Annotated in this window: 19 protein-coding genes and 1 pseudogene; 5 read left to right on the top strand and 15 right to left on the bottom strand. The window is 71.1% G+C overall.

Going from position 1 to position 22,669, the window contains the following annotated elements:
* Positions 1-15: 15 nt before the first annotated feature.
* From EDD54_RS23785 to mraZ, 5 genes and pseudogenes are all read right to left on the bottom strand, one after another.
* A pseudogene (locus EDD54_RS23785) lies at positions 16-1,392 on the bottom strand (UDP-N-acetylmuramoyl-L-alanyl-D-glutamate--2,6-diaminopimelate ligase); the annotation flags it as partial.
* A 209-nt stretch (positions 1,393-1,601) separates the two neighbouring features.
* Positions 1,602-3,329 (bottom strand): peptidoglycan D,D-transpeptidase FtsI family protein, encoded by a 1,728-nt coding sequence (locus EDD54_RS11860; protein WP_126541369.1) that lies wholly within the window; start codon positions 3,327-3,329, stop codon positions 1,602-1,604.
* 11 nt (positions 3,330-3,340) lie between these two features.
* Complete coding sequence (gene ftsL, locus EDD54_RS11855) at positions 3,341-3,730, bottom strand: cell division protein FtsL (RefSeq protein ID WP_126541368.1); 390 nt, start codon at positions 3,728-3,730, stop codon at positions 3,341-3,343.
* A complete protein-coding gene (gene rsmH / locus EDD54_RS11850; RefSeq protein WP_126541367.1) occupies positions 3,727-4,731 on the bottom strand; it encodes a 16S rRNA (cytosine(1402)-N(4))-methyltransferase RsmH in 1,005 nt (334 codons plus the stop codon). The genes ftsL and rsmH overlap by 4 nt, the downstream gene beginning before the upstream one ends.
* The gene (gene mraZ / locus EDD54_RS11845) at positions 4,728-5,198 is read right to left on the bottom strand and encodes a division/cell wall cluster transcriptional repressor MraZ (protein ID WP_126541366.1); all 471 of its coding nucleotides are present in this window, start codon (positions 5,196-5,198) and stop codon (positions 4,728-4,730) included. Before mraZ ends, rsmH begins: the two co-directional genes overlap by 4 nt.
* Before the next feature lie 548 nt (positions 5,199-5,746).
* Here mraZ and EDD54_RS11840 point away from each other — a divergent pair.
* Positions 5,747-6,217 carry a MaoC family dehydratase gene (locus tag EDD54_RS11840; RefSeq protein WP_126541365.1) on the top strand — a complete coding sequence of 157 codons (471 nt, stop codon included), beginning with the start codon at positions 5,747-5,749 and terminating at the stop codon, positions 6,215-6,217.
* 5 nt (positions 6,218-6,222) lie between these two features.
* Complete coding sequence (locus tag EDD54_RS11835; RefSeq protein WP_126541364.1) at positions 6,223-6,663, top strand: MaoC family dehydratase; 441 nt, start codon at positions 6,223-6,225, stop codon at positions 6,661-6,663.
* A gap of 205 nt (positions 6,664-6,868) precedes the next feature.
* Here the strand turns inward: EDD54_RS11835 and efp are convergent, their stop codons facing one another.
* Positions 6,869-7,438: an elongation factor P gene (gene efp / locus EDD54_RS11830; protein ID WP_126541363.1), complete on the bottom strand. Its 570-nt coding sequence runs from the start codon at positions 7,436-7,438 to the stop codon at positions 6,869-6,871.
* 108 nt (positions 7,439-7,546) lie between these two features.
* Between efp and epmA the strand changes: the two genes are divergently transcribed.
* Positions 7,547-8,605, top strand: a complete 1,059-nt coding sequence (gene epmA / locus EDD54_RS11825) for an EF-P lysine aminoacylase EpmA (protein WP_126541362.1) — start codon at positions 7,547-7,549, stop codon at positions 8,603-8,605.
* A 522-nt stretch (positions 8,606-9,127) separates the two neighbouring features.
* On the opposite strand, the gene EDD54_RS11820 is transcribed toward epmA, so the two are convergent.
* The 6 genes from EDD54_RS11820 to EDD54_RS11795 form a co-directional block, all read right to left on the bottom strand.
* Positions 9,128-9,655: an adenine phosphoribosyltransferase gene (locus tag EDD54_RS11820; protein WP_126541361.1), complete on the bottom strand. Its 528-nt coding sequence runs from the start codon at positions 9,653-9,655 to the stop codon at positions 9,128-9,130.
* 250 nt (positions 9,656-9,905) lie between these two features.
* Positions 9,906-10,961 carry a dienelactone hydrolase family protein gene (locus EDD54_RS11815; RefSeq protein ID WP_126541360.1) on the bottom strand — a complete coding sequence of 352 codons (1,056 nt, stop codon included), beginning with the start codon at positions 10,959-10,961 and terminating at the stop codon, positions 9,906-9,908.
* 305 nt (positions 10,962-11,266) lie between these two features.
* Complete coding sequence (locus tag EDD54_RS11810) at positions 11,267-12,127, bottom strand: cytochrome c1 (protein ID WP_126541359.1); 861 nt, start codon at positions 12,125-12,127, stop codon at positions 11,267-11,269.
* 22 nt (positions 12,128-12,149) lie between these two features.
* Positions 12,150-13,445 (bottom strand): cytochrome b, encoded by a 1,296-nt coding sequence (locus EDD54_RS11805; RefSeq protein WP_126541358.1) that lies wholly within the window; start codon positions 13,443-13,445, stop codon positions 12,150-12,152.
* A gap of 28 nt (positions 13,446-13,473) precedes the next feature.
* Positions 13,474-14,040 carry a ubiquinol-cytochrome c reductase iron-sulfur subunit gene (gene petA, locus EDD54_RS23435; RefSeq protein ID WP_165644429.1) on the bottom strand — a complete coding sequence of 189 codons (567 nt, stop codon included), beginning with the start codon at positions 14,038-14,040 and terminating at the stop codon, positions 13,474-13,476.
* Positions 14,041-14,398: 358 nt separating this feature from the next.
* Positions 14,399-16,297, bottom strand: coding sequence for an ABC transporter ATP-binding protein (locus tag EDD54_RS11795; protein WP_126541356.1), 1,899 nt, complete (start codon positions 16,295-16,297; stop codon positions 14,399-14,401).
* Positions 16,298-16,745: 448 nt separating this feature from the next.
* On the opposite strand from EDD54_RS11795, the gene EDD54_RS11790 reads away from it, so the two are divergent.
* Positions 16,746-17,603, top strand: a complete 858-nt coding sequence (locus tag EDD54_RS11790) for a DeoR/GlpR family DNA-binding transcription regulator (protein WP_126541355.1) — start codon at positions 16,746-16,748, stop codon at positions 17,601-17,603.
* A 17-nt stretch (positions 17,604-17,620) separates the two neighbouring features.
* Entirely contained in the window at positions 17,621-18,505 is an 885-nt protein-coding gene (locus tag EDD54_RS11785) for a helix-turn-helix domain-containing protein (RefSeq protein ID WP_245515730.1), read from the top strand.
* Between the two features lie 235 nt (positions 18,506-18,740).
* On the opposite strand, the gene EDD54_RS11780 is transcribed toward EDD54_RS11785, so the two are convergent.
* The 3 genes from EDD54_RS11780 to EDD54_RS11770 are packed head-to-tail and all read right to left on the bottom strand — an operon-like array spanning position 18,741 to position 22,451.
* Positions 18,741-20,555: an ABC transporter ATP-binding protein gene (locus EDD54_RS11780; RefSeq protein ID WP_126541353.1), complete on the bottom strand. Its 1,815-nt coding sequence runs from the start codon at positions 20,553-20,555 to the stop codon at positions 18,741-18,743.
* A gap of 1 nt (position 20,556) precedes the next feature.
* A complete protein-coding gene (locus EDD54_RS11775; protein ID WP_165644535.1) occupies positions 20,557-21,468 on the bottom strand; it encodes an ABC transporter permease in 912 nt (303 codons plus the stop codon).
* A gap of 2 nt (positions 21,469-21,470) precedes the next feature.
* Positions 21,471-22,451 (bottom strand): ABC transporter permease, encoded by a 981-nt coding sequence (locus EDD54_RS11770; RefSeq protein ID WP_126541352.1) that lies wholly within the window; start codon positions 22,449-22,451, stop codon positions 21,471-21,473.
* Positions 22,452-22,669 lie beyond the last annotated feature (218 nt).

Genomic DNA, 22,669 nt, shown 5'->3' with positions numbered 1-22,669 from the left:
CTCGGGCAGGGAATGGCGCACCGTCTCCTGGTCGGAGAACGGCAGCACGGTGTCGCCGACGATCTGGCCGGTCTCGTGGCCCTTGCCGGCGACCAGGAACACGTCGCCGTCGCCGAGCAGCGCGATGCCGCGCCGGATCGCCTCGGCGCGGTCGCCGATCTCGATCGCCGACGGCGCGGCGGCGAGGATGGCGGCGCGGATCTCGGCCGGATCCTCCGAGCGCGGGTTGTCGTCGGTGACGATGGCAACGTCGGCGAGCCGCTCGGCCACCTCGCCCATCTGCGGGCGCTTGCCGCGGTCGCGGTCGCCCCCGGCGCCGAAGGCGACCACCAGCTTGCCCTCGACATAGGGCCGGAGCGTCGAGAGCGCGACTTCGAGCGCAGCCGGGGTGTGGGCGAAGTCGACGAAGATCGGCGCGCCGGACGGCGCGTGGGCGACGAGCTCGAGCCGGCCCTGGGCGCCCTCGATCGAGGACACCGCGTCGAGCGCCTCGGCCAGCGTCACCGCCCCGCCGGCGGCGGCGAGGCCGGCGGCGACCAGCGCGTTCGAGACCTGGAAGGCGCCGACCAGCGGCACCCGCACGGTGCGCGGTCCCGCGCCGACGTCGACCGTCACCACCTGCGCGAAGCCGTCGCGGGCGACGTCGAGGATGCGGATCGCCGCCCCCTGCGCGCCGACCGTCATCAGATCGAGGCCGGAGATCCGGGCCGCCGCGGCGAAGGCCTCGCCGTAACGGTCGTCGAGGTTGACCACGGCGCCCGCGCCCGGCTCCAGCACCGTGTCGAACAGGCGCATCTTGGCGGCCATGTAGCCGTCCATGGAGCCGTGGTAGTCGAGGTGGTCGCGCGAGAGGTTGGTGAAGGCGCCGGCGCAGATGGTCAGGCCGTCGAGCCGGCGCTGGATCAGCCCGTGCGAAGACGCCTCCATCGCGACGTGGTCGATGCCCTCGGCCCTGAGGTCCCGCAGCGTCCGGTGCAGCGTCACCGGGTCGGGCGTCGTCATGTTGCCGTAGCGGGTCTCGCCCTTGGCGACGACGCCGATGGTGCCGATCGAGGCGGCGGCCTTGCCGGTCTTCTCCCAGATCTGGCGGACGAAGGCGGCGACCGAGGTCTTGCCGTTGGTGCCGGTCACCGCCACCACCGTCTTCGGCTGCGGCGCGTAGAAGCGCGCGACCAAGCGGGAAAAGCGGCGCATCGGGTCGGGATCGCGCAGCACCGGCACCGGCAGTTCCAGCGGCACGTCGTCGTTCGAGCCGGTCAGGATCACCGCCGCGCCGCGCTCGACCGCCTGCGGGATGTAGGCGGAGCCCTGGACCTTGGTGCCCGGCAGCGCCGCGAACAGCGTGCCCGGCCGGACCTCGCGGCTGTCCGCGGTCACGCCGGTGATCACCATGCGCCGGAGCGCCGGGTCGGGCGTGAGGATGTCGGGGGCGAGTTCCGCAAGTTTCATCGGTGGTCCCTCGGAGCGGTTTGACGGCTCCCTGTCCGGAGCGGCCGGCACGCTGCCCGGCCTTCGTGATCGAAATGAGGACGTCGGCGACGCCCGAGCCCACGCAACGAAACGAGACGACGACGTCCGCCGGCCCCGGAGGACCGGCGGCGTCAGAACGAGACCATCAACGGCCGGTCGGCGTCGTCGAAGCGCGGCATGACGCCGAGCATCGGGGCGATGCGGCTGATGACGTTGGACGCGGTCGGCGCGGCGTTCAGGCCGGCGGTCGCGCCGACGCCGGGCTTCTCCGGATTCGGCTCGTCGAGCACCACCAGCACCAGGTACTGCGGGTCGTCGATCGGGAAGCTGGCGAGGAAGGCGTTGAAGCGCTTGTTGGCGGAATAGCGGCCGTTGACGACCTTCTCGGCCGTGCCGGTCTTGCCGCCGACCCGGTAGCCCGGGATGTTGGCGCGCGTGCCCGAGCCCTTCAGCACGTTGAGGCGCATCAGGTAGCGCATCTCGTCCGAGGTCTGCTGCTTGAGGACGCGCGTCGCCATCAGCCGCGCCTTCTCCTCCGAACGCGGGAAGAAGGTCGGCGGGATCAGGAGGCCGCCGTTCATCACCGCCGAGGCCGACATCGCGGTGGCGAGCGGCGACACCGAGATGCCGTGGCCGAACGAGACGGTCACGGTGACGAGGTCCGACCAGCGCTTCGGCAGGATCGGGCGGGCGATCTCCGGCAGTTCCGTCGGCACCTTGTCCATCAGGCCGATGCGGCGCAGGAACTCCTGCTGGCCGGCCTGCCCGACCCGGAGCGCCTCCTTGCCGGTGCCGACGTTGGAGGAATAGATGAACACCTCGGGCACCGTCAGCACGCGGTGCTTGCCATGGAAGTCGTGGATGGTGAAGCCGCCGATCCGGAGCGGCGCCGAGGCGTCGAAGCTGTCGGTCAGCCTGACCTTGCCCGAATCGAGCGCCATCGCGGTGGCGAACAGCTTGAAGGTCGAGCCCATCTCGAACACGGCGGCCGAGGCCCGGTTCATCTTGTTCGGGTCGAGCGCCTCGACGGGGTTGTTCGGGTCGTAGTCCGGCATGGAGGCCATCGCCACCACCTCGCCGGTCTTGACGTTCATCACCACGCCGGCGGCGCCGATCGCGGTGTAGCGCTCCATCGCCGACGACAGTTCGTCGTGCAGCACGTGCTGGACGCGCAGGTCGAGCGTCAGCTTGATCGGCTCGAGGTTCGGCGTCATCGCGAAGCCGAGCTTGTGCAGGTCGCCGAGCCACTGGTCGTCGATGTACTTCTCGATCCCGGCGATGCCCTGGTTGTCGATGTTGACGTGGCCGACCACGTAGCCGACCGACCGGCCCGAGGGATAGAAGCGCTTGCTCTCCGACAGGAAGCCGATGCCCGGCAGGCCGAGCTTGTGCACCGCCTCCTGCTGCTGCGGCGTGATCTCGCGCTTCAGCCAGACGAAGCCCTGGCGCGAGGCCAGCTTCTGGCGCGTCGCATCGGTGCCGAGTTCGGGGAACACGGTGCCGAGCAGTTCGGTCGCCTCGTCGGGGTCGACGATGCGGCGCGGCTCGGCGTAGAGCGAGGCGGTCTTGATGTCGGTGGCGAGGATCTCGCCGTTGCGGTCGACGATGTCCGGCCGCGCCGCCGCGATCGCGGCCTGGGCGTTGCCGAGCACTGCCGGGTCGGCCGGCTCGGCGAGGCCGAACTGCACCAGCCGTGCCCCGATCGTGCCGTAGACCAGCACGAAGGCGCCCATCGCCAGGATCAGCCGGCTGCGCGTGGTGTCGCCCGGCGACGGCTTCTCGCGGCGCACGGCGCGGCGGCGCCAGGGCAGCAGCGCCCGCAGTTTGCTCGCGGTCGGCAGGGAGGGAGCGTTCGGCATCGGCGGCCTCCTCAGCGGATCTTGTCGTGGCCGGGACGGCCGGCGGAGGCGGAGCGCTGCGCCGGCCCGTGCGGCACGGCGTCGTCGGTGCCCGAGACGTCGGGCGCCGGTTCGACCGGCTTGGCGGGAATGTCGGCGAGGGTGACGATGTGGTCGGCCGTCATCGGCGTCAGCTTCAGGATGTCGGCGTGGCGCTCGGCGAGGTCCTGCAGGCGGCCCGGCTGGGTCAGGACGCTCCACTCGGCCTTGAGCAGGCTCAGCGCGGCGCGCTCGCGCTCGATGTCGCGTTCGACCTTGTGGACGTTCTCGGCGGCGAGTTCGGCCTCGTATTTCATGTCGTAGACGGCGGCCGCCGACAGGACCATCAGGGCGACCAGCAGGGCGTTGACGGTGCGCTTCATCCCCGCCCCCTCCGGCGTTCGGTTTCGAGCACGGGCAGGCCGAGCGCCGCGCCGTCGAGGTCGCGCGCCGGCGCCGCGGTGCGCAGGCCGAAGCGCAGCTTGGCCGAGCGGGCGCGCGGGTTGGCGTCGGTCTCGGCCGGACCCGGCTCCACCGGCTGGCGCGCCTCGAGGCGGAAGGTCGGCGGCGGCACCGCGACGTCGGGCAGGTGGCGCGACCCCTGGGCGTGGGTACGGCTGCGCTCGGCGAAGAAGCGCTTGACGATGCGGTCCTCGAGCGAATGGAAGGTCACCACCGCGAGCCGCCCGCCCTCGGGCAGCAGCCGCTCGGCGGCGGCGAGCGCCCCGACCAGTTCGTCGAGCTCGCCGTTGACGTGGATGCGGATCGCCTGGAACGTCCGCGTCGCCGGATGGGCCTCGCCGAAGCGCTTGCCGCCGAGCACGCCTTCGCAGACCGCGACGAGGTCGCGCGTGCGCGTCAGCGGTTCCTCGGCGCGCCGCCTGAGGATCGCGCGGGCGATCCGGCCGGCCTGGCGCTCCTCGCCGTAGACCTGGAGGATGCGGGCGAGCGTGCGCTCGTCGGCCGTGTTGACCACGTCCGCCGCACTCGGGCCCGCGAGGCTCATGCGCATGTCGAGCGGGCCGTCGGTGCGGAACGAGAAGCCGCGCTCGGCCTCGTCGAGCTGCATCGAGGAGACGCCGATGTCGAGCACGACGCCGTCGACCGCCCCCGCGTCGGCGGCATGGGCGTCGAGTTCGGAGAAGCGGCCCTCGACGATCGCGAAGCGGCCGGCCTCGGCCGCCGCCAGGTCGCGGCCGCGCGCCACCGCCGTCGGGTCGCGGTCGATGCCGATCACGCGGGCGGCGCCAGCGGCGAGTATGGCGCGGGTGTAGCCGCCGGCGCCGAAGGTGCCGTCGACGAAGGTGCCGCCGGCGACCGGCTGCAGGGCGTCGAGGACTTCGGCGAGGAGGACGGGGACGTGCGGGGCGGCGACGTCGGTCATTCCGCGCCCTCCCCGGCCGGCCGGGGTGCCGCGCCCGGACGCCTCAGCGCCAGCGCACGCCGGCGCGCCTCGGCCTCGTGCTCGAGGTAGCGCTTCGGCTCCCAGATCTGGAACTTGTAGCCCTGGCCGACGAAGGTGACCTCCTCGCCGATCCCGGCGAATTCGATCAGCGTGTCGGTCAGGCCGATGCGGCCCTCCGGGTCCATCGTCAGCCGCTCCGACAGACCGTAGAAGGCCGTCGAGAGATAGTCGTGCTCTTCCGTGAAGGGCTCGAAGCGGGCGAGCCGCTTCTCGATCTCGCCGAGCAGGCCGTTGCCGCCGGCGTCCACCGCCATCATGTCGAGCGAGGGATAGCAGTAGAGCCCTTCGAAGCCGTCGCGCGACAGCACCTGACGGAACGACGCCGGCACGGAAACCCGTCCCTTCCGGTCGATCCGATTGGTGAAGCGCGACACGAACCCGTTCATCGTTCCCCTCGGCCCCCGCGGCGGCGGCGGAACTCGAAACCCGGCACAACGTCGACGCGCGCCGGACCGTGTCGGCGCCACGCTCGCACCCGGCGCGATCCGCGCGGGCTGGTGGACTGGAACTCCGGCCGTCCGGGCTGCGCCCGCCCGCGTCGACCCCTGCCCTGTTCGGGAGGCCGCGACGCGCCGTCCGGTAGGTTTGGGATAACATGGGCATCTATGGGCGTCAACGCGACCGACCGGCGCCCCGGACCTGTTCCGGGACCTCGTCGCATTCAACCTTGGTTAGCGTTAACAAGAGGTTCACGAATCCGGCGCCGCCCGGAACGCCGCGGTTTTCCACAGGGCGAATTGCGGATGGTGCAATGCCGGATGCGGCGGCAGCGGCGGCTTTCCAGGCTGCGCCCGCCTCGCCCATGCCGTCCCATGGCACACCCACCCGATCACCCCCGGGCGATCAACCTTCCGCGAACGTCACCTATACGTCTGGCCGGCCCCCGGGCGCTCTGCTATGGCGGTGGGAAGGTGCCGAACCGGGGAAGGACCACATGGACGACAGACCCGAACCCGCAACCGCCGCCCCAGGGTTGCGCGGCTACGACAGCTTTGCCGCCGGCGAGACCGGATCGCTCGGCACCGTCCCGATCGAGCGCGACGAGGTCGTCGCCTTCGCCTCCGCCTGGGATCCCCAGCCGTTCCATCTCGACGAGGCCGCCGGCCGCGCCTCCCCGCTCGGCGGCCACGCCGCCTCCGGCTGGCACACCGCCTCGCTGCTGATGCGCCAGCTGGTAGACCATCTGCTCGCCGGCGCGAAGTCGATGGGTTCGGGCGCCGTCACCGACCTGAAATGGGCGAAGCCGGTCCTGGTCGGCGACGTGCTCGCCGGGACCTACGCGGTGAAGGAGGTCCGGCCCTCCTCGCGCGGCGACCGCGGCTACGTCGAGACCGCCTTCGCGGTGACCAACCAGCACGGCGACACCGTGCTCACCATGAACGCCACGCTGATCGTCGGGAGGTGACCGCCATGCGCTTCGACGACATCGCCCTCGACGCCCCGACCACCGTCGGCAGCCACCATTTCACCGAGGCGGCCATCCTCGACTTCGCCCGCCGCTACGACCCGCAGCCCTTCCATCTCGACCGTGACGCCGCCGCCGCCAGCCACTTCGGCGGCCTCGTCGCCTCCGGCTGGCACACGGCGGCGGCCTGGATGCGGGTGACGGTCGACTACGTGAAGGCCATGGGCACGCTCGCCGGCATCTCGCCCGGCCTCGACGAGATCCGCTGGACCCGGCCCGTCCGCCCCGGCGACACCGTCACCTACGTCAACACCTGGCGCGCCAAGCGCCGCCTGAAGAGCCGGCCCGGCTGGGCGATCGTCGAGAACGAGGCCGTCGGCACCAACCAGGACGGCGCGGTCGTGTTCACGATGCGCGGCCCGGTGCTGGTGCCGATCGAGGACTGATACCGAGCTCGCAACGCTCCGATCCGTGGTCGGAGCGTTGGGGGCGAGAAGCGCCCGACCGGGCGCCGGCCGCAAGGCCGAAACCTCGTGAAGTCCAGACCAGTCGGGACTTTACGAGACAGGTACGACCCCCTCGAAAACGGAAACGGGCGGCGGCCCCTCGGCCACCGCCCGTCGCGTTCGATCGTATCGATCGGCCGACCGGTCAGTCCTTGGCGCGCTCGACGTAGGAGGCGTCCTCGGTCATCACCACGATGCGGGTGCCGGCGGTGACGAAGGGCGGCACCATGGTGCGCACGCCGTTCGAGAGCAGCGCGGGCTTGTAGGACGAGGCCGCCGTCTGGCCCTTCACGACCGGCTCGGTCTCGGTGACCTCGAGGATCACGCGCGCCGGCAGCTCGATCGAGATCGGCACGTCGTTGTAGACGCCGACGTGGCATTCCATGTTCTCGGCCAGGAACGGCGCGCGGTCGCCGACGACGTCCTTCGGCACCGAGATCTGCTCGTAGCTCGCCATGTTCATGAAGGCGAAGCCCTCGTCGTCCTCGTAGAGGAAGGTGTAGGGCCGCTCGTCGATGAAGGCGCGCTCGACCTGCTCGGTGGTCTTGTAGCGCACCGACACCTTCACGCCGTCGGCGATGCGGCGCATGTCGATCTGCGTCGTCGGGGTGCCCTTGCCCGGGTGGAAGTTCTCGGAGGTGAGGACCACGTGGAGCTTGTCGTCGAGTTCGACGATGTTGCCCTTGCGGATCTGGCTGGCGATGACCTTGACCATTGTGTATCGGGGTCCGTGCAATGGATGTCGTTCGGGTCCGGGATCGCCCCGGCCGCGGATGGCGTCTCTCCTTGCATTTTCGGCTCGGAAAAGGAAGAGGCGACATCGATGCCGACGCTCCCGCCCGCCCCCTCGCCCTGGTGGGGCGCCGAGCGCCACCGCGCCCGCCGTCCGTTCCTCGCGGCGCGCGGCCGGATCAAGGCGGCACTGCGCGGCTGGTTCGAGGCGCGCGGCTTCACCGAGGTCGAGTGCCCGGCGCTCCAGGTCTCGCCCGGCAACGAGGCCCATCTCCACGCCTTCGCCACCGACCTCGTCGGCCCCGACCTGACGGTCGCCCGCCGCTACCTGCACACCTCGCCGGAGTTCACCGCCAAGAAGCTGCTCGCCGCCGGCGAGACGGCGATCTTCGACTTCGCCCGCGTCTTCCGCAACCGCGAGGGCGGGCCGTTGCATTCGCCCGAGTTCACGCTGCTCGAGTGGTACCGCGCCGGCGCGCCCTACGAGACGCTGATGGACGACTGCGCCGCCCTGCTCGCGCTCGCCACCGAGGCGGCCGGCACCACGACGCTGTCCTGGCGCGGCCGCACCGCCGATCCCTTCGCCGAACCGGAGCGGCTCACCGTCGCCGACGCCTTCGCCCGCTTCGCCGGCATCGACCTCCTCGCCACGCTCTCCGACGATCCGACCGCCGCACCGGACCGCGACGGCCTCGCCGCGCAGGCCGCCACCCGCGGCTACCGCGTCGTCGTCGACGACAGTTGGACCGACATCTACTCCCGCGTCCTCGTCCAGGACGTCGAGCCCCGGCTCGGCTTCGGCCGCGCCACGGTGCTGTGCGAATACCCGGTCTGCGAGGCCGCGCTGTCGCGCCCGGTCGCCCGCGACCCGCGCGTCGCCGAGCGCTTCGAGCTCTACGCCTGCGGCGTCGAACTCGCCAACGCCTTCGGCGAACTCACCGACCCGGTCGAGCAACGCCGCCGCTTCGAGGAGGAAATGGCGATCAAGGAGGCCGTCTACGGCGACCGCTACCCCATCGACGAAGACTTCCTCGCCGCCCTTGGCCAGATGCCCGCCGCCAGCGGTATCGCCATGGGCTTCGAGCGGCTGGTCATCGTGGCGATGGGAGCGCGGGGGATCGACGACGTGGTGTGGGCGCCGGTGCGGTGAGGGGGCAGTCGGCAGTAGGCAGTCGGCAGTAGGCAGTAGGCAGTCGGCAGTCGGCAGTCGGCAGTCGGCAGTCGGCAGTCGATGCGCTCGCTACTAACGTCATCCGGCGCAAGCCCGTTCCCCCCTGGCGCAAGCCCGTTCCCCCTGGCGCAAGCCCGTCCCCACCCGTCACGAGCCCCCTCCCCCCTGGAGGGGGAGGGTTGGGGAGAGGGGGCAGACGCGCCGAGCTCTCAACGAGTCGGCTCGCGGATTGGGCCGAATGCGGCGCGCGGCACGGCGTCGGCCCCCCTCTCCCTGTCCCTCCCCTTCCAGGGGGGAGGGGACGCGGTGGAGGCGGTGCGGTAGTAGGCAGTAGGCAGTAGGCAGTAGGCAGTAGGCAGTAGGCAGTCGAAGTCTCGGGCGTCGGCTGCCACGCAGCAAGGCACCGGGCACGCGGCTCCAACCGCCACCCTACTGCCTACTGCCTACTGCCGAAGCCCGACTGCCTACTGCCGACTGCCGAAGCCCGACTGCCCCTCCCCCTCAATGCCCCTCGAACGCGATCAGCGTGCGGACCGGCACGTCCATCGCCGTCAGCTTCGCCGCGCCGCCCAGCTCCGGCAGGTCGACGATGAAGCAGGCGGCCTCGATCACGGCGCCCATGGAGCGGATCAGGGTGGCGGCGGCGGTGGCGGTGCCGCCGGTGGCGATCAGATCGTCGACCAGGAGGACGCGCTCGCCGGGCAGGATGGCGTCCTTGTGCATCTCCATCTCGTCGACGCCGTATTCCAGACTGTAGGCGATCGAGACGGTCTCGTGCGGCAGCTTGCCCTTCTTGCGCACCGGCACGAAGCCGGCGGAGAGCTGGTGCGCGACCGCGCCGCCGAGGATGAAGCCGCGCGCCTCGATGCCGGCGACCTTGTCGATCTTGCCGCCGGCCCAGGGCTGCACCAGCTCGTCGATCGCCCGGCGGAAGGCGCGGGCGTTGCCGAGCAGCGTGGTGATGTCGCGGAAGACGATGCCGGGCTTGGGATAGTCCGGGATCGAGCGGATGGCGTCGGAAAGGTTCATCGGGGGCTCCGTCGGGCGGGCTCGCCGCCCCGGCGGAGCCGGCGGCAGGCACCCGCGTCGGTCGGACCACCTAGCGCGTTTTCGCCGCCGGCGCGACCCCGTCGCGCGGGGCCGCCGCGCCGCCGGTCGGAGGGTCCGTCCGGCGGCGGGATCTCGTACCGAGCGCCCGAGGAGCGCCCGACCGGGCGCCGGCCGGATGGCCGAAACCCCGCACGAGTCCCGACGAGTCGGGACTCGTGCCGGACAGCTGTCACAGCAGCGACTGGACGTAGCTGCCGACCTTCGCGCGCCAGTCGGCGCGGGCGGCGAAGTCCGCGGCGGTGTAGGTGGTCTCCCAGGAGTGGGTCGCGCCCTGGTAGTTCCACCAGTCGATCTTGTAGAGCGAGGGGTTGGCGGCCACCGCCGTCTTGGCGGCGTCGTAGCGCTTGCGGCAACCGCCGCCGTCGGAGGCCGTGCCCGGCATCGTGCCCGGCGGGGTGTCGGTGTCGGCGCTGCCGGTGGCGATCGACAGCGGCACCACCGCGCCCGAGTTGACGTAGTTGGTGTTGGTGCCGCCCATCAGGCAGCCCGGATAGGTCGCGAACACGCGCTTGAACAGCTTGCCGCCGCTGGCGGGGTTGTTGATGTTCATCGGGTGCTGCGAGAAGGTCGCCGCCATCGCCGCGGTGCCGCCGTGGGAATAGCCGAGCGCCACCAGCTTGGCCGGATCGGCCCAGGTCAGCTGCGCCGGCACCGCCAGCGCCGCGCCGAACAGGTCGTAGGGGCGCGAGGCGTGGTCGGACACCATGGCGTCGCGGTTGGCGCCGAGGCCCTTCGGATAGACCGCCCACGAGGTGTCGCCGGCGTGCAGCGACACGATCTTCGCGCTGCGGGTGGCGGTGAAGCTGTTGACCAGCATCACGCCGACGCCGCGGGCGAGCAGTTCCTGCGCCAGCGTGGCGTACTGGGTCGAAAGCTTGACGTAGCAGGTGCCGACCTGGGCGAGCGCGCCGTCGGCGTCGGTGTCGCAGGTGAAGAGGCCGGTGTGGCCGTGGGCGACGATCACCAGCGGCACCTTCTTCGCCGACGAGGCGCCGGCCGGCTTGAACACGTAGGCCTCGATGTTGTTCCAGGCGTCGGCCGACAGCTTGCTCTGGAAGGTGATCAGCGTCGGCGTCGGCAGCACGTCGGCGATCGTCAGCGTCTCCGCCGGCTCGGGGGCGGCGTGCTGCACGGTCTGCGCCGCGCCGGCGGTACCCGCCGAGAGTGCGAAGAGGGAGACCGCGAGGGCGGCGGCGGTCGCGAGGGTCTTGAACGGGCGGTGCATCTCGAACTCCGGTGTCTCTGGGCGCGCGGGGGCCCAGCCCGCCGCCACGATGGCGGCGGGCGAGTGATGGCCCGCGGGTCTTTCTGGGGGCCCCGGCGGCGCTGCCGCGTCGGAGCCGACACCTCTCGATTACGGTCGAACGGGGGACGGTTTCCAGGCCCGTCCGTCCCGCGCCGGTGTCACGATCGAAACACGGCTGAAACAATCGCGGCGCCGGACGGCCCTCGCCGCGGCGCGGAATGCGAAACGGCCCCCGTCCGGGAGGACGGGGGCCGTTGCGGTCGTCGTCGAAGGCTGCGGCGCGCTCAGTGCGGCACGTCGGCCCAGACCTTGCGCTTCACGAAGCCGAGCAGGCAGCCGAAGACGATCAGGAAGATCATCGCCTTGAAGCCGGTCTGCTTGCGCGCCTCGAGGTGCGGCTCGGCGGCCCACATCAGGAAGGCCGAGACGTCCTTGGCGTATTGGTCCACCGTCTGCGGCGTGCCGTCGGTGTAGGTCACCTGGTCGGCCGAGAGCGGCGGCGGCATCGCCAGCGCGTTGCCGGCGATGAAATACGGGTTGTAGTACTTGCCCTCCGGCACCTCGACGCCGGCGGGGGCGTCCTGGTAGCCGGTCAGCAGCGCGTGGATGTAGTCCGGACCCTGCTCCTGGTAGGGCCAGACCACGTCGAACAGGAACCACGGGAAGCCGCGCTCGACCGCGCGGGCCTTGGCGATCAGCGACAGATCCGGCGGATAGGCGCCGCCGTTGGCCGCGCGCGCCGCCTTCTCGTTGGCGAACGGCGAGGGGAAGGAATCCTTCGGCTCGCGCGGACGCTCGAACATCTCGCCGTCGTCGCCGGGGCCGTCCTGGACGGTGTAGCCGGCCGCCAGCACCTTGGCCTGCTCGGCGGTGAAGCCCGGGCCGCCCTCGTCCGCGAGGTTGCGGAACTTGACGAGGCTCATCGCGTGGCAGGCGGAGCAGACTTCCTTGTAGACCTGATAGCCGCGCTGCAGCTGCGCCCGGTCGTAGTGACCGAACAGGCCGGCGAAGCTCCAGCTCTGGTACTCGGGGTGGTGGATCGGGAAGTGGGCCGGAGCCGCCTCCCCTTCCGCCGCCACCGCGCCCGCCGTGGTGGCGAGACCGACGACAGCGGCCGCCGCCCAGCGGATGATCGTGTTCTTCATGGGTCGAACCTCCGAAAGGCGGTCAGTGCTTGTCGGCCGCGGCGGTCGCACCGGCGGGATGGCCGTGGCCGCCCCCGTTCTTGGCGAGGATCGCGTCCGAGATGGAGAGCGGCCGTTCCTTCGGCGTCTCGACGAAGCCGAGCAGCGGCAGGATGATGACGAAGAAGGCGAAGTAGTAGGCCGTGCAGATCTGCGCGGCGAGCACGTAGCCGCCCTCCGCCGGACGCGAGCCGAGCCAGCCGAGCAGCACCGTCACGACCGCGAAGATCGCGAAGAAGATGCGAAACATCGGGCGGTAGCGGCCGGAGCGGACCTTCGAGGTGTCGAGCCAGGGCAGGAACGCCAGGATCGCGATCGAGGCGAACATGGCGATGACGCCGCCGAGCTTGGAGTCGATCGGCCCGATGTTGAAGGTGATGGCGCGCAGGATCGCGTAGAACGGCAGGAAGTACCATTCCGGGACGATGTGCGCCGGCGTCACCAGCGGGTTGGCCTCGACGTAGTTGTCGGGGTGACCGAGGAAGTTCGGCTGGTAGAACACGAACCAGGCGTAGAACACCATGAACCACACCAGCGCCAGCGAGTCCTTGGCGGTCGCGTAGGGCGTGAAGGGCACGGTGTCCTTGTCGGACTTGACGTCGACGCCGGTCGGGTTGTTCTGGCCGGTCACGTGCAGCGCCCAGATGTGCAGGATCACGATCCCGAACAGCACGAAGGGCAGCAGGTAGTGCAGCGAGAAGAAGCGGTTGAGCGTGGCGTTGTCGACCGCGAAGCCGCCGATCAGCAGCGTCTGGATCGGCTGGCCGACGATCGGGATCGCCGTGAAGAAGTTGGTGATGACCGTCGCGCCCCAGAAGGACATCTGGCCCCAGGGCAGCACGTAGCCCATGAACGCCGTGCCCATCATCACCAGGAGGATGATGACGCCGAGGATCCAGAGCAGCTCGCGCGGCTCTTTGTAGGAGCCGTAGTAGAGGCCGCGGAAGATGTGGATGTAGACCGCGATGAAGAACATCGAGGCGCCGTTGGCGTGGAGGTAGCGCATCAGCCACCCCCAGTTCACGTCGCGCATGATGAGCTCGACCGAGTTGAACGCGACCTGGGTGTTGGCGGCGTAGTGCATGGCGAGCACGACGCCGGTCAGGATCTGCGCCACCAGCATGAACGTCAGGATGCCGCCGAACGTCCAGAGGTAGTTGAGATTGCGCGGGGTCGGGTAGGACACACCGGTGTCGTGCAGCAGGCGGACGATCGGCAGCCGCCGCTCGAGCCACTTCTCGACGCCCGTCTTGGGCTCGTAGGTCGAATGACCGGACATGAACGACTCCTCGAGGAGAATGGCGGGGTCAGCCGATGCGGACCTTGGTGTCGGACAGGAAGGAGTACACCGGGACCGGCAGGTTCTGCGGCGCGGGGCCCTTCCTGATGCGGCCGGCCGTGTCGTAGTGCGAGCCGTGGCACGGGCAGAACCAGCCGCCGAAGTCGCCCTGCTGGCCGAGCGGGATGCAGCCGAGGTGGGTGCACACGCTGACCATGACGAGGATGTTCTCCTTGCCGTTCGCGGCGCGGTTCTCGTCGGTCGCCGGAGCCTCGGCGTCCGGCAGGTTGGCGTTGCGCGCGATCGGATCCTTGAGGTCCTCGAGCTTGACCGCCTTGCCGGCCTCGATCTCTTCCGGCGTGCGGTTGCGGATCGTCACCGGCTTGCCGCGCCACAGCATCGAGATCGACTGGCCCGGCTCGATCGCCGAGATGTCGACCTCGATCGAGGCGAGGGCGCGCGTCGAGGCGTCGGGATTCATCTGGTCGATGAACGGCCACGCGACGGCCGCGACGCCGACCACGCCGAACGCGCCGGTGGTCAGCATCAGGAAGTCGCGTCGCGTCGGTTCGGCCGAGGGTGCGGTGTGGGCCAAGGTCGGTTCCTTTCGATCGGGCCGCCCGGTCCGTCCGCCGCCGCGGGCGCTCCGGGAGACATGAACCAACCCGCCCGCGGCCCCTCCCCGCCCCAGGGGCGGCGGCGGCGTCGACGGACGGGCAGACTGCCATACGAATTCGAGCGGCCGCGCGGCAGACTCGGGAAGAGGAGCCCGACCCGACCGGCTGCCGGATCGGCGATCTTTTTGCACCAACCCGCTGCGATGTCTAGCAGGGCGAACCCTCGAATCCGCCGCATTGCAAACTCGACCTTCGGCGGAGGAAGCAGCCGTGCCCGCGCTGCAACATCGCATCCGGCGCGACGCGACCGCGGCGAGATAAAGATGAGTTCTATACTCAGCATTTCTCGGCGAGGAATCCGCCGGTCTGCCGGGCCCAGAGCGCGGCGTAGAGGCCGCCGCGGGCGACCAGTTCGGCGTGGCTACCGGCCTCGACCACGCGGCCGGCGTCCATCACCACCAGCCGGTCCATCCGGGCGATGGTGGAGAGCCGATGGGCGATCGCGATCACGGTCTTGCCGGCCATCAGCGTCTCGAGGCTGTCCTGGATCGCGGCCTCGACCTCGCTGTCGAGGGCGCTGGTCGCCTCGTCGAGCACCAGGATCGGGGCGTCCTTGAGCAGCACCCGGGCGATCGCGACGCGCTGGCGCTGGCCGCCGGACAGCTTGACGCCGCGCTCGCCGACGTGGGCGTCGAGCCCGCGCCGGCCGCGGGCGTCGACGAGGTCGGCGACGAAGTCGTCCGCCCGCGCCCGCCGCGCCGCCGCCAGCACCGCCGCGTCGTCGGCGTCCGGACGGCCGTAGCGGATGTTGTCGCGGATCGAGCGGTGCAGCAGCGAGGTGTCCTGCGTCACGACGCCGATCGCCCGCCGGAGCGAATCCTGCGTCACCGCCGAAATGTCGTGGCCGTCGATCATGATCCGGCCGGCCTCGACGTCGTAGAGCCGGAGCAGCACGTTGACGAGCGTCGACTTTCCGGCACCCGACGGCCCCACCAGCCCGATCCGCTCGCCCGGCCGGATCGCGAGCGTCACCCCGTCGAGGGCGCGCCGGCGGCCCGAGCCGTCGTCGGCGCGGCCGTAGTCGAAGCGGACGTCCTCGAAGGCGATCGCGCCGGCGGTGGCCGCCAGCGCCGGCGCACCCGGCCGGTCGGTCACCGTCTGCGGCTTGGCGAGCGAGCGCACGCTGTCCTCGAGCGTGCCGATCGAATCGTAGACGTCGCCGAGGTTGAAGGTCGCCATCCGCGACAGCCCGTTGATCTGCACCAGCAGCGCCAGCACCGCGGCGATGTCGCCGGCGCTGACGAAGCCGCGGTCCCACAGCACCACGCCGACCACGCCCCCGGCGGCGACCAGCGCGCCGTTGAGCAGCGACAGCGTGATCGTCAGGCTGGTCAGGTAGCGCTGCTGCGCGCCGGTGGTGGCGACGTTGTCGGCGAGCGCCTCGCGCACGTGGGCGTCCTCGCGGCCGATGCCGGAGAACAGCCGCACGGTCATGTAGTTGGAATAGCCGTCGACCATGCGGCCGGTGAACACCGAGGCCGCCTCCGAGACCTTGCGCGCCGCCCGCCGGCTCGCCGGCAGGTAGAGCCGCAGCACCACGCCGTAGGCGATCGCCCAGGCCACCACGGGCACCGCGAACAGCGGATGGCTCCAGAGCAGCACCGCGACGGTGCCGATCAGGAACAGCACCGCGTAGAGCAGCTGGTCGGCGACGTTGCGCACCAGCGAGCGCACCGCCTGTCCGGTCTGGCCGACCTTGGTGGCGATCCGTCCGACGAAGTCGTTCTGGAAGAAGGCGACGTCGGCGCGCGAGACGTATTCGTGGGTCCGCCAGCGCACGAGGACGCCGAGGTTGCGGTTGAGCGTCTGGTTGCGCACCAGCGTGAACAGCACCGTCACCCCGGGCCGCACCAGCACCAGCACCGCGACGAACAGCGCGAGGTCGCCGGCGTGGCGGGCGAGGAAGCCCTCGGCCGGCTCGTGGGCGACGAGGTCGACCAGATGCCCGATCATCCAGGGCACCGAGATCTCCACCGCGGTCAGCACCGAGGTCAGCACCACCAGCACCGCCACCGCCGGGCCCGCGTCGGCGAACACCGAGGCGACGAGCCGCCGGGTCGAGGCCGGCGGCGTCAGCGGATGGCGCCCGGCGGTCGGGCGGAGGGGATCGATTCGGGTCTCGAACCAAGAGAACAGCCGGTCGAGCGGCGAGGACGGCGGGGCGGTGGAGGTCATGGCCGAGATCATGGGGCACGAAAGCGCCGGTGCAAGGGCGTGCCGCCGAGGATGCGGCGCCCGGACCGGTCGTCGGCCCTCCGCTCCGGCCCGCGCGACGGCAGCCCCGTGCGATCCGTTCCAGATCGGGTGGAACGCCTGTGGAATGTTCCACACGCTACATCCACGGCGTCGACGCCGCCCACCGCGACGGCATCCGCGGCGCCCGTTCGCACCGCACCGCGGAAAACCAATGCCGCACGGCACAATCGCTTGGCATCGCGCTGCGATTCTAGGCAGTGGGAAGCCGCGGATTGGGGCTTCCCCACATGAGGGATTTCCCACATGATGGTTGGAGGTCCACGGAACCCACACACCAGCTCCACATTCGGGGTTCCATGTCGGAGGTTCCACGTCCGCCTCGAGTCGCGGAGGCGGATCGTAGGCCGGGGACGAGGGGGGAGGTTCTATGAGCGAGGACGCCGGGATCGCCGAGGCCGACGCGGGTCGCGCCGCCGCCGCGCCCGACCGCGACCGCCTCTCCAAGGCCGACCGCCACCAGCGCATCCTGGCCCAGCTCGCCGCCGCGCCGTCGCTGCGCGCCTCCGAACTGGCGGTGGCGCTGCAGGTCTCGGGCGAGACGATCCGGCGCGACCTCCTCGAGCTCAACGAGCAGGGCCTGATCAACCGCACCTACGGCGGCGCCTCGCGACCCTTCGCCCAGGAGGCCTCGCGGCGCGACCGCCGCGCCGTGATGATCGCCGAGCGCGAGACGATCGCGGCGGCGGTGTCGGCGATGGTTCTCCCGAAGGAGGTCGTCATGCTCGGCGGCGGGGCGACCACCTACCACGTCGCCCGCTTCCTCTCCGCGCGCAACCGCGACATCACCGTCATCACCCATGACTTCGCCGCCGCCGCCGCCCTCGGCACCAACCCGACGATCCGGGTGCTGTTCTGCGCCGGCCGGCTCCAGCCCGGCGAAGGTTACCTGCTCGGCTCGCAGACCATCGCCAGCATCAACGGCTACGAGGCCAACCGCGCCATCGTCGGCGCCACCGGCATCGGCGTCCGCGGCCTCTACGACGCCGACGAGGAGGCCGGCGCGGTCTATGCCGCGATGATCCACCGCGCCGCCGAGGCGATCCTCGTCGCCGACCACTCCAAATTCGACCAGCTCGCCGTGTCGATCTGCGCGCCCTGGAGCGCGATCGACCGCTTCGTCACCGACCGCGCCCCCACCGGCGCGCTCGCCGCCGCGATCCGCGAGGCCGGCACCGACCTGGTCGTCGCCGACCGCGCGGCCGGCGCCGCACCCCTCGCCCGATGAGACCGGAGGCTTCCCCCGTGCACGACCGCGTCCCGCCGACCGAGCCGCTCCACCGCATCCGCCTCGGCCGCCTCGTCCTCGACGTCGCCGCCGGCGGCCTGCCCGCCCCCGCCGCCGGGGCCGACGACGGCTACCTCCTCGTCGTGCCCGTCGAGGGCCGGCTCGGCTTCGGCCGCGGCGGGCGCGCCCGCACGGTCGAGGCCGGCGAATACGTGCTGTTCGGCCGGCTCGACGGCCAGTCGGTCGAGGCCGCCGGGGCGCGTCTCCTGGTGCTGCGCATCCCCGCCGAGGACCTGCGCGGCCGCGTCGTCAGCGTCGACGACCACGTCGAGCGCCGCTTCCCGGCCAACGAGCGCATGACGCGTCTGCTGGTCGGTCTCCTCGGCAGCATCGCCGAACTGTTCGCCGACCACCCGCCGCCGACGCCGGAGGCGCTCGCCACCGAACTCCTCAGCTTCGTCGCGCTGGCGATCGGCGCCGAGGACCGCGGCGCCACCCTCGCGGTCCGCAACGCCCGCTACCGGCTGCGCCGCCGCATCTTCGACTACATCGACCGCAACCTCGCCGACCCCGAGCTCAACCCGCGCCGGATCGCCGACGAGGCCAGGATCTCGCTCAGCTACCTCTACAGCCTGTTCTCCGACGACGACACCACGGTCGGCCAGTTCATGCAGTCGCGCCGGCTGCAGCGCGCCTACGAGATCCTGGTCGCCGACCCGAAGAAGCACCTGACGGTGTCGGAGATCGCCTATCAGGTCGGCTTCAAGAACGTCTCGCACTTCTCGCGCAGCTTCAGCCGCCACTTCGGCATGGCCCCGCGCGAGGCCCGCCCCGAGCCGACCCGCCCGGCCGCGCCGGTGCGCGCCGGCGCCCGGGCCTACACCGAGGCCCCGCTCGCCTGAGCGGGCGGGACGGATCGTCGAACGTCGCGGTTCCCCCTCGTCCGCCGGCCAAGGCCGGCACCTTCTCCCGCAGGGGGAGAAGGACGCGGCGCGCGTTCTTCTTCAGGTCTGCGCAGTTCAAAAAAGTGCTGCGTCTCCTTCTCCCCTTGCGGGAGAAGGTGGCCCGGCAGGGCCGGATGAGGGGGATCCGCCGACGTCCGACGCGGGGAATCCGCCGCCCACGCCCCCGCCCCGCTCACGCCGCCGCGGCGGCCGCCTCCGTCTCGACCAGATGACACGCCGCAAAGGCGCCCGGGCGCCATTCGCGCAGTTCCGGCGTCTCGGCGCGGCAGCGGGCGAAGGCGAGCGGGCAGCGCGAAGCGAAGCTGCAGCCGGGCGGGATGTCGATCGGGCTCGGCGGCTCGCCCTCGAGCAGGTATTCGCCGGCGTCGAAGGGCTTGTCCTCGAGCGTCGGCGCCGCCGACAGCAGCGCCTTGGTGTAGGGATGGCGCGGCGCGAAGAACAGGTCGTGGTTGTCGGCGATCTCGACGATCTTGCCGAGGTACATCACCGCGATGCGCGTGCACACCTTCCGGACCATGGCGAGGTCGTGCGAGATGAACACGTAGGTGAGATCGTTCTTCTTCTGCAGTCCGGCGAAGAGGTCGATCAGCTTGGCCTGTTCGCGCTGGTCGATCGAGGACAGCGTCTCGTCGAGGATCAGGAGCCGCGGCGACAGGATCAGCGCCCGGGCGATCGAGATGCGCTGGCGGTCGCCGGTCGAGAGCGTGTTGGGCAGCTGGTCGTAGAGCCGGGCGGGCAGGCCGACCTCGGCCATCGCCGCCAGCACCTTGTCGCGCAGGCCCTTGCCGCCCTCGCCGCGGATCCGGAGGCCCTCCTCGATCATCCGCCCGACGGTGGTGCGCGGCGGAAGCGCGTTGTAGGGGTCCTGGAGCAGGAGCTGGAACTCGGCCCTCTTGGCGAGCAGATCGCGCGACGACAGCGCCGCCAGCGACACGCCGGCGAGTTCGATCGCGCCGGCGTCGGGCGTCTCCAGCCAGGCGAGCAGGCGCGTCAGCGTGGACTTGCCGCAGCCGCTCTCGCCGACGATGCCGAAATTCTCGCCGGTCAGGATGTCGAACGAGACGCCGCGCACCGCCTGGACGGCGTTGTAGCTGTTGAAGGTGCCGCGGCGGCGGATCCGGTAGGTCCGGGTCGCCTCGCGGATCCGCATCAGCGGCACCGGCGCGACCGCCGGGGCCGGCGGCTTCTCGCCGACCGCCCAGATCTTCGGCACCGCCTCGATGGCGCGGCGGGTCGTCTCGGTCCTCGGATCGGCGATCAGGTCGGCGAACGGCCGTTCCTCGACGATCCTCCCCTCGCCGAGCACGGCGGTGCGGCCGCCGAACTGCGACAGCGTCGCCAGCGAGGAGGCGAGGTAGACCGTGCCCATGCGGTGCCGGTGCGCGAGGTCGCCGAGCAGGGCGACGATCTGCGCCCCGATGGTGACGTCGAGCGGCTGCGTCACGTTGTCGGCGATCAGCACCGCCGGCTCGGCGGCGATGGCGTCGACGATCATGACGCGCTGCATCATGCCGCCGGAGAACTTGGAGGGATAGTCGTGGAAGCGCTCCTCCGGCGAGGGGATGCGCACCTCGGTGAGCAACTGGATCACCCGGTCGCGGCAGGTCGCCGGCGACCATTCCGGCCGAACGGCGCGCAGCTTCTCGACGATCTGGACGCCGACCGGCAGGGTCGGGTCCATCGCGCTCTGCGGCTTGGAGCCGATGTAGGCGATGTCGCGGCCGATCACCGCCTTGCCCGCGCCGGCGCGGCGGTCGAGGATGTCGTGGCCGGCGAACAGCACCTTGCCGGAGCGGTAGGAGAGGCCCGGCGGCAGCCAGTCGGCGAGCGCGCGCGACAGCACGGTCTTGCCCGCGCCGGTCTCGCCGTAGACGCCGACGATCTCGCCCGCGTGCAGCTTCAGGCCGACGCCTTCCAGCACCGGGCGCGCGCCGTCGGCGGTGCCGACGGTGAGGTTCTCGACCTCGAGGATCAGCTTCAGATCCACGTCAGTGTCCTCCGTAGACCTTGTTGCGGGCCTTCTCGAGCGCCGAGCCCATCAGGTTGATCGCGGTCAGCACCACGGCGAGGAAGACGCCGGGGCTGGTGGCGATCCACCACGCGTTGATCAGGTACTTGCGGCTGTCGGAGATGATGCTGCCGAAGCTCGGCGTCGGCGGCTGGATGCCGAGGCCGAGGAAGCCGAGGATCGCCTCGAAGATCATCATGCGAGCGACGTCGAGCACGGCGACGAAGGCGATCGGGGGCAGGATGTTCGGCGCGGCGTAAAGCAGCATGATCCGCCAGTCGCCGGCGCCGAGCACGCGCAGGCCGCGGACGTATTCGCGGCCGCGCTCGGCCACGGCGGCGCTGCGGGCGACGCGGGCGTAGAGCGGCCAGCCCGACAGCGCCAGCACCGCGATGATCGTCCACACCTCCGGCTTGGAGACGCCGAGGATGGTGATCGCCAGGATGATCATCGGCACCGACAGCTGGGCGTCGGTGACGCGCATGATGGAAAGGTCCCACCAGCCGCCGCGAAAGCCCGCGAGCAGGCCGAGGCCGCAGCCGATCAGGAACACCAGCACCACGGTGACGACGCCGATGATCAGCGAGTAGCGCAGGCCGATCAGGCAGCGCATCAGCATGTCGCGGCCGAGCTGGTCGGTGCCGAGCGGGTGGATCCAGGTCCACTTGTCGCCGAGGAACAGCGGCGGCAGGAACTTGTCCTTCACCACCATCTTGGTGGCGCTGACCGTGGAGAGTTCCGGCCAGATCACCGAGACCGCGAGCAGCACGACGAAGACGTAGAAGCCGACGCGGAAGCCGCGGTTCGACCACGCCTCGGCGAGGATGCGGCGGGCGATCGAGCGCGGCGCGTCCGCCGGGACGAGCGGCGAGGGAGAGGCGATCGAGGTCATCGTCAGATCTCCACGCGCGGGTCGATCAGGTAGGCGACCAGGTCGACCAGGATGTTGACGAAGACGAACACCGCGCTCGTCGTGATGGCGATGCCCTGGATGGTCGGGAAGTCGCGGCCGAGCACGGAGACGACCGTGAGGTTGCCGAGGCCGGGGTAGTCGAAGATGTACTCGATCACCAGCACGCCGCCGATCAGCGTCGAGAGCTGGATGCCGAGCAGGTTGACCAGCGGCACCGCGGCGTTGCGCAGGGCGTGGGCGAACACGATGCGCCGGCGCGGCAGGCCGCGCACCCTGGCCTCGTCGATGAAGGGCGCCTGCATCACCTCGCCGAGCGAGGTGGTCAGCGTGCGGATGATGAAGGGCGAGATCTCCACCGCCAGCACGAAGGCGGGCAGCAGCACGTAGCCGAAGCCCTTGTAGCCGAGCGCCGGCACCAGTTGCAGCTTCACCGACAGGAACAGGATGAGAACGATCGCCAGCCAGAAGTTCGGGATCGACACGAACAGCGACTGCACCCCGAAGGCGAGCGAGCCCTGCCACTTGTTCGGGTGCAGGCCGCCGGCGATCCCGATCGGGAAGGAGATCAGCAGCGCGAACACCAGCGCGACGCCGCCGAGCTGCAGCGTCAGCGGCAGGCGCTCGAGGATCAGGTCGGCGACCGGCGCCATGTCCGACTTGGAGGGGTCGACGTACTGGCCGCCGGCGGCGACGCCGCCGGTGCGCGGGCGGATGTAGGAGTTGCCGAGGTCGCCGCGGGCGACGCCGGCCATGTAGCGGGCGTATTGCACCACGATCGGGTCGCGCAGGCCCATGCGGGCGGCGACCTCCTCGACCACGTTCTGGGGCGCCATGCCGCCGACGATCAGTCGGACCGGGTCGCCCGGCACCACGCGCAGCAGCGTGAAGATGAGGAAGGAGGTCAGGGCGACGATCAGGACGCCCTGGGCGATGCGCTTGACGAGGAATTCCAGGATCAGCATGGGCCGGGCGACACCGCTTGCCTCGGGGGCGACGAAAGGACCCCGGCGCCCGCGAGGGGCCACGCGCGCCGGGGCGAGTGCGTCGATCCGGACGGCACGGCGGCCGGCCCCGGAAACGTCGAAGGCGACGTCGAACGAAACGTCGAAGCACCATGGAAGCCCGACGGCACCGGCACGTGCCCGGGAAGGGTCGCGCGCCGGTGCCGTCGGTGGTCGTC

It is taken from the genome of Oharaeibacter diazotrophicus (assembly GCF_004362745.1).
Classification (GTDB): domain Bacteria; phylum Pseudomonadota; class Alphaproteobacteria; order Rhizobiales; family Pleomorphomonadaceae; genus Oharaeibacter; species Oharaeibacter diazotrophicus.
The sequence above is the reverse complement of the archived record's forward strand: the minus strand, read 5'-3'. Positions and strand labels throughout refer to the sequence as shown.

Coding starts and splice junctions, on each gene's coding strand:
- EDD54_RS11860 (WP_126541369.1), bottom strand. CDS start 3,329: ATGCCGAACGCTCCCTCCCTGCCGACCGCGAGCAAACTGCGGGCGCTG.
- ftsL (WP_126541368.1), bottom strand. CDS start 3,730: ATGAAGCGCACCGTCAACGCCCTGCTGGTCGCCCTGATGGTCCTGTCG.
- rsmH (WP_126541367.1), bottom strand. CDS start 4,731: ATGACCGACGTCGCCGCCCCGCACGTCCCCGTCCTCCTCGCCGAAGTC.
- mraZ (WP_126541366.1), bottom strand. CDS start 5,198: ATGAACGGGTTCGTGTCGCGCTTCACCAATCGGATCGACCGGAAGGGA.
- EDD54_RS11840 (WP_126541365.1), top strand. CDS start 5,747: ATGGACGACAGACCCGAACCCGCAACCGCCGCCCCAGGGTTGCGCGGC.
- EDD54_RS11835 (WP_126541364.1), top strand. CDS start 6,223: ATGCGCTTCGACGACATCGCCCTCGACGCCCCGACCACCGTCGGCAGC.
- efp (WP_126541363.1), bottom strand. CDS start 7,438: ATGGTCAAGGTCATCGCCAGCCAGATCCGCAAGGGCAACATCGTCGAA.
- epmA (WP_126541362.1), top strand. CDS start 7,547: ATGCCGACGCTCCCGCCCGCCCCCTCGCCCTGGTGGGGCGCCGAGCGC.
- EDD54_RS11820 (WP_126541361.1), bottom strand. CDS start 9,655: ATGAACCTTTCCGACGCCATCCGCTCGATCCCGGACTATCCCAAGCCC.
- EDD54_RS11815 (WP_126541360.1), bottom strand. CDS start 10,961: ATGCACCGCCCGTTCAAGACCCTCGCGACCGCCGCCGCCCTCGCGGTC.
- EDD54_RS11810 (WP_126541359.1), bottom strand. CDS start 12,127: ATGAAGAACACGATCATCCGCTGGGCGGCGGCCGCTGTCGTCGGTCTC.
- EDD54_RS11805 (WP_126541358.1), bottom strand. CDS start 13,445: ATGTCCGGTCATTCGACCTACGAGCCCAAGACGGGCGTCGAGAAGTGG.
- EDD54_RS11795 (WP_126541356.1), bottom strand. CDS start 16,297: ATGACCTCCACCGCCCCGCCGTCCTCGCCGCTCGACCGGCTGTTCTCT.
- EDD54_RS11790 (WP_126541355.1), top strand. CDS start 16,746: ATGAGCGAGGACGCCGGGATCGCCGAGGCCGACGCGGGTCGCGCCGCC.
- EDD54_RS11775 (WP_165644535.1), bottom strand. CDS start 21,468: ATGACCTCGATCGCCTCTCCCTCGCCGCTCGTCCCGGCGGACGCGCCG.
- EDD54_RS11770 (WP_126541352.1), bottom strand. CDS start 22,451: ATGCTGATCCTGGAATTCCTCGTCAAGCGCATCGCCCAGGGCGTCCTG.